4 protein-coding genes and 2 pseudogenes are annotated in these 4,750 nt (G+C 73.4%); all 6 read left to right on the forward strand.

Features of this window, described 5'->3' with window-relative positions:
- Positions 1 to 154 (forward strand): annotated as a pseudogene (locus AB0I76_RS22725) (3-methyladenine DNA glycosylase); the annotation flags it as partial.
- A gap of 88 nt (positions 155 to 242) precedes the next feature.
- The gene (locus AB0I76_RS22730; RefSeq protein ID WP_357038835.1) at positions 243 to 1,328 is read left to right on the forward strand and encodes an exo-alpha-sialidase; all 1,086 of its coding nucleotides are present in this window, start codon (positions 243 to 245) and stop codon (positions 1,326 to 1,328) included.
- 1 nt (position 1,329) lies between these two features.
- Entirely contained in the window at positions 1,330 to 1,605 is a 276-nt protein-coding gene (locus AB0I76_RS22735; RefSeq protein WP_357038838.1) for a MoaD/ThiS family protein, read from the forward strand.
- A 195-nt stretch (positions 1,606 to 1,800) separates the two neighbouring features.
- Positions 1,801 to 2,904, forward strand: coding sequence for a hypothetical protein (locus AB0I76_RS22740; protein ID WP_357038841.1), 1,104 nt, complete (start codon positions 1,801 to 1,803; stop codon positions 2,902 to 2,904).
- Positions 2,905 to 3,032: 128 nt separating this feature from the next.
- A complete protein-coding gene (locus AB0I76_RS22745) occupies positions 3,033 to 4,175 on the forward strand; it encodes an LLM class flavin-dependent oxidoreductase (protein ID WP_357038844.1) in 1,143 nt (380 codons plus the stop codon).
- Positions 4,172 to 4,645: pseudogene (locus AB0I76_RS22750) on the forward strand (CE1759 family FMN reductase); the annotation flags it as partial. The gene AB0I76_RS22745 and the pseudogene AB0I76_RS22750, both read left to right, overlap by 4 nt.
- Positions 4,646 to 4,750 lie beyond the last annotated feature (105 nt).

Genomic DNA, 4,750 nt, shown 5'->3' on the forward strand with positions numbered 1-4,750 from the left:
GCGTCGTCCGGCACCGGCCCGAGCGCCGGTCGCAGCGGTGGCCGCCGGGCCCCGGGTCAGCGTGACCGGCGCGCACGACGTGCCGTGGAGGTTCTGGATCGACGGCGACCCGACGGTCAGCGCCTACCGACGCCACGTCCCCCGCAGCCGCTGATCCGTCCGCCGGCGGCGCGGGGACGGCGGCTTGTCGGGGGGTGTGGCCATAATCACGGCAGCACTCGCCGAGGGGACGGAGACGGTCGATGGCCACACTGCTCGCGATCGGGACGGCCAAGGGGCTCTTCCTGGCCACCAGCACGGACGGACGACGCGGTTGGGAGGTGTCCGGGCCGCACTTCCCGATGACCGGGGTGTACGCAGTGGCCGTGGACACCCGCCGTGCCACGCCGCGACTGCTGGCCGGGACCGACAGCTCGCACTTCGGGCCGAGCGTCGCCACCTCCGACGACCTCGGCGCCTCGTGGCACGAGCCCGACCACGCCCCGGTCGCCTTCCCCGCCGACACCGGCGCGACGCTCGGCCGGGTCTGGCAGCTCACCCCGGCCGGGCCGGACCAGCCGGACGTCGTGTGGGCCGGCACCCAGCCGTCGGCGCTGTTCCGCTCCGACGACGGCGGCGTGACCTACGAGCTGGTCCGCGCGCTCTGGGACCACCCGCACCGCGAGCAGTGGGGCGCGGGCTTCGGCGGCCAGGCGGTGCACACGGTGCTGCCGCACCCCCGCCACCCCGACCGGGTCGCGGTGGCCATGTCCACCGGTGGGGTCTACCACTCGACGGACGCGGGCGCGAGCTGGGCGCCGGGCAACACCGGCATCCGGGCCTACTTCCTGCCCGACGAGTGGCCCGAGTTCGGGCAGTGCGTGCACAAGGTGGCCCGGGACGCGGGCGACCCCGACCGGCTCTACGCGCAGAACCACCACGGCGTCTACCGCTCCGACGACGACGGGCACACGTGGTCCTCGATCGCCGAGGGGCTGCCGAGCGACTTCGGGTTCCCGATCGTGTCGCTGCCGGGCCGGCCCGGCACGGTCTTCACCTTCCCGCTGGCCGCCGACAGCGAGCGCTTCCCGGCCGGCCGGCGCTGCCGCGTCTGGCGCTCCGCCGACGCGGGCGGCAGTTGGGAGCCGGTCGACGCCGGCCTGCCGGAGGGGCCGTTCTACCCGGCCGTCCTGCGGGACGCGATGTGCGCCGACGACGGCGAGCCCGGCGGCGTCTACTTTGGCACCCGCTCCGGGGAGGTCTACGCCAGCCGCGACGAGGGCGACTCCTGGTCGCTGGTGGCCGCCCACCTGCCGGACGTCCTCTCCGTCCGCGCCGCGACGGTCTGACGTGGTCACCGTGCTGCTGCCCGGTCCGCTGCGCGGCGAGGCCGGGGGAGCGAGCCGGCTGACGGTCACCGCGGCCGGCACGCTGCGTGCCGTCCTCGACGAGGTGGCCGGCGAGTGGCCCCGGCTCGGCCGGCGGATCCGGGACGAACGGGGCGAGCTGCGCCGGTACGTCAACGTCTACGTCGACGGGGAGGACTGCCGGCACCTCGGTGGCCTGGACACCCCGGTCCCGGCCGACGCCGAGGTCCAGGTGCTCCCGTCGGTCGCCGGCGGCTGACCCCGGTCGGCCCGTCCGTGCGGCCGCGCGGCCGGGCCCTCCGAGCGCGGGGACGGAGCAGGTTTTGCGCCATCTGCCGCCACCGGTGGCGCTGCCCCCCACGCGACGCAGAATGGTAAAAGCGCAGTTCAGAGCCGTCCTGGCTGCCCTAGGACGTGCGGCCGGAGCGCCGACCACCACGCCCCGGAGGCACCCATGGCCGCACCCGTCGTCCGTTCCGTCACCGCCGACCAGACCGTCCTGCTACCCGGGCAGTCCACCTCCGTACGGGTGGACGCCTACCATCCCGACTCGCGGTTGCTGACCCTCTCCGGTCGGGTGAGCGACCCCACCGGCGTCACCTGGGACGCCCCGGTCCGGGTGGACCTGAGCGTGCCGCTCACCGTCCAGCTCACCAGCACCGCACCCGGCGTGACCGTCACCCCGAACGCCACCGATCCGACCCGCTTCACGGTGACCGTGGTGGCTGGCCGGGGCACGGTCACGCTGACCGCCACGGCCCGCGACACCGCCGGCCGGACCGGCACCGCCACGGCCACGCTGACCGTGCCGCTGCTGGTCGGGATGAGCGCCGAGAAGGGGGCGCGCACCCAACGTGTGGTGGCCGAATACCCCGGCCTGCGCTACATGCGCGACTTCGGCACGGACGGCGGCGACGCCGACAACCTGCCGGAACTGCCCCCGCTCAACGCCGGCAAGTTCGTCGACGCCCCGTCGGCGGTCATGCACGTGTCCTGGAAGGACGACGTCGAGCAGTTGGCCGGGTGGCTGGACGGGCTGGGCCGGCCGATCTACCTGACCTGGTACCACGAACCGATGGGTGACGTCACGCCGGTGGCGTACCGGGCCACCGCGACGCGACTGGCGCAGATCGTCGCCGCGCACCGCAACCGCCGCTGGGTGCTCGGCCACGGCCCGATCGTCACCCGGTACTGGCTCGACGAGGGGCGCGGCAACGCGACCGACTGGGGCTACCCGGGCATGACCCACTACGGGGTCGACTGCTACTCGCGGGACACCGCCGCATACTGGCCGGTGTCCCGGATGTTCGGCGCGGCGTTCGGGAAGGTACGCGTCGCGTACCCGGGGATCCGGCTGCTGGTGCCGGAGTACGGGCTGAGCCGGATCACGGCCGACACCACCGGGGCGGGCCGGGCGCGGGCGATCCAGGAGCACGTCACGTGGCTGCGCCAGCAGGGCGACGTGGACGCGGTGGCGTACTGGAACAACTGGGCCGAGTTCGAGTTGGGCGACCCGCCGCTGGAGTCGACCGCCTGGCGGAACATCCAGCTCGGGTGAGGCGTCCGTCGGGGCCCCGGCGCGACTCCACCGGGGCCCCGCGGACCGGAATAGTTGACTCGTCAAATATGTTGTCGCAGGCGTCCGGGAGCCGCACCGGTCCCGGTCGGACGACAGAGGAGTCGGTCATGCAGTTCGGAGTCTTCACCGTCGGCGACGTCACGGTCGACCCGACCACCGGGCGGGAGCCGACCGAGCGTGAGCGGATCAAGGCGATGGTCGCCATCGCGCTCAAGGCCGAGGAGGTCGGTCTCGACGTCTTCGCCACCGGCGAGCACCACAACCCGCCGTTCGTGCCCTCGTCGCCCACCACCATGCTGGGCTACATCGCCGCGCGGACGTCCCGGCTGCTGCTCTCCACCTCCACCACGCTGATCACCACCAACGACCCGGTGAAGATCGCCGAGGACTACGCGATGCTCCAGCACCTGGCCGACGGCCGGGTGGACCTGATGATGGGCCGGGGCAACACCGGGCCGGTGTACCCGTGGTTCGGGCAGGACATCCGCAACGGCATCCCGCTGACGATCGAGAACTACGACCTGCTGCGCCGGCTGTGGCGCGAGGACGTGGTCGACTGGTCCGGCCGCTTCCGTACGCCGTTGCAGTCCTTCACCTCGACGCCGCGCCCGCTCGACGGGGTGCCGCCGTTCGTCTGGCACGGCTCGATCCGCAGTCCGGAGATCGCCGAGCAGGCCGCTTACTACGGCGACGGCTTCTTCGCCAACCACATCTTCTGGCCGAAGGAGCACACCCAGCGGATGGTGGGTCTCTACCGGCAGCGCTTCGCCCACTACGGCCACGGCACCCCGGACCAGGCCATCGTCGGGCTCGGCGGACAGGTGTTCATGCGGCGCAACTCGCAGGACGCGGTGCGGGAGTTCCGCCCGTACTTCGACAACGCCCCCGTCTACGGCCACGGGCCGTCGCTGGAGGAGTTCACCTCCCAGACCCCGCTGACCGTGGGCAGCCCGCAACAGGTCATCGACCGCACTCTGGGCTTCCGCGACTACGTCGGTGACTACCAGCGCCAACTGTTCCTCGTCGACCACGCCGGCCTGCCGCTGAAGACGGTGCTGGAGCAGCTCGACATCCTGGGTGAGGAGGTCGTCCCGGTGCTGCGCAAGGAGTTCGAGTCGCTGCGCCCGGCCCACGTGCCGGCCGCACCGACCCACGCCTCCCTGGTCGCCGCCGCCGAGGTCGCCGCCCGGTCCGGCGACGACGCCGTCACCGGTGACCTCGCCGGCGCGGGGAGCGAGGCGGGTCGATGAGCCGCCGTACCCTCGCCGTGGTCTCGGCCGGGCTGTCCCAGCCGTCCTCCACGCGCCTGCTCGCCGACCAGCTCGCCGCGGCCTCCCGCGACGAGCTGGCCCGGCGGGGCGCCACCGTCGAGGTCCGGTCGGTCGACCTGCGGGAACACGCCCACGACATCGTCAACAACCTGCTCACCGGCTTTCCGTCGCCCGCGCTGCGGCAGGCCCTCGACACGGTGACCGGCGCGGACGGTCTGATCGCCGTCACCCCGATCTTCACCGCCTCGTACAACGGGCTCTTCAAGTCCTTCTTCGACGTGGTCGACGCCGGGGCACTGGTCGACCGGCCGGTGCTGATCGGCGCCACCGGCGGCACGGCCCGGCACTCGCTGGCACTGGAGCACGCGGTCCGGCCCCTGTTCGCGTACCTGCGGGCGGTGGTCGTACCCACCGCGGTCTTCGCCGCGCCGGAGGACTGGTCCGGTGGCGCGGCCGACGACGCGCTGCGCCGGCTCCCGGGTACGCCGGTACGCGGCGGCGGACGCACGGGCGAACCAGCGGGAGAGCCCGACCAGGAACGGGAAGGCGAGCAG

The organism is Micromonospora sp. NPDC049799 (genome assembly GCF_040656655.1).
In the GTDB taxonomy this organism is placed as follows: domain Bacteria; phylum Actinomycetota; class Actinomycetes; order Mycobacteriales; family Micromonosporaceae; genus Micromonospora.

What these genes read in the sequence shown, in the direction of transcription:
- AB0I76_RS22730 (WP_357038835.1), top strand. Translation starts at nt 243, where the DNA reads ATGGCCACACTGCTCGCGATCGGGACGGCCAAGGGGCTCTTCCTGGCC.
- AB0I76_RS22740 (WP_357038841.1), top strand. Translation starts at nt 1,801, where the DNA reads ATGGCCGCACCCGTCGTCCGTTCCGTCACCGCCGACCAGACCGTCCTG.
- AB0I76_RS22745 (WP_357038844.1), top strand. Translation starts at nt 3,033, where the DNA reads ATGCAGTTCGGAGTCTTCACCGTCGGCGACGTCACGGTCGACCCGACC.